The following is a 626-nucleotide window of genomic DNA, read 5'->3' as shown; positions in this document are numbered from 1 at the left end:
GCCCGCGACGACGCCCACCGCCCGCTCGTCCCCGCCGCCCACCCGACGACCTGGTGGGGGCTGCTCGACGTGACCGACTCCGATGTGCCGGTCGCCGCGCCGGGCGCGCCGCTGCGGCTGTCCGGCTCGTCGCTGTCGAGCATCGGCACCTGCTCGCTGCGGTGGTTCCTGGAACACGAGGCGCACGCGGTCACCGTCGCCTCCACCGCGCAGGGCTTCGGCAAGGTGGTGCACGCCCTCGCCGACGAGGTCACCACCGGGCGCACCCCGGCGGACCTCGCCGCCCTCGACGCCCGGCTCGACACCGTCTGGCGGCATCTCGACTACGAGGCCCGCTGGCGCAGCGACCAGGAGCGGGCCGCCGCCCGGGAGGCGCTGGCCCGCTTCCTGGCCTGGCACGCCGGCGAGCGCGGGCGTCGGGTCGTCGACGCGGAGGTCCGGTTCACCTGCCGGCTGCACGTCGCGGGCCGCGAGGTGATGCTGCGCGGGTTCATCGACCGCCTCGAGCTCGACGACGCCGGCCGGGTGCACGTCATCGACTTCAAGACCGGCCGCAGCGCGCCCGGTCGCGCCGAGCTCGCCACCCACCCGCAGCTCGGCAGCTACCAGCTCGCGGTGCGCACCGG

At 76.5% G+C, this 626-nt stretch carries 1 protein-coding gene; it reads left to right on the top strand.

Features of this window, described 5'->3' with window-relative positions; all coding sequences use genetic code 11:
* Positions 1-626: PD-(D/E)XK nuclease family protein (locus ND748_RS33415; RefSeq protein WP_251750204.1), on the top strand; the 626-nt coding region annotated here is incomplete at both ends.

Source organism: Frankia sp. AiPs1 (genome assembly GCF_023716945.1).
Lineage (GTDB): Bacteria > Actinomycetota > Actinomycetes > Frankiales > Frankiaceae > Frankia.
This window is presented reverse-complemented; position numbering and strand designations above follow the sequence as displayed.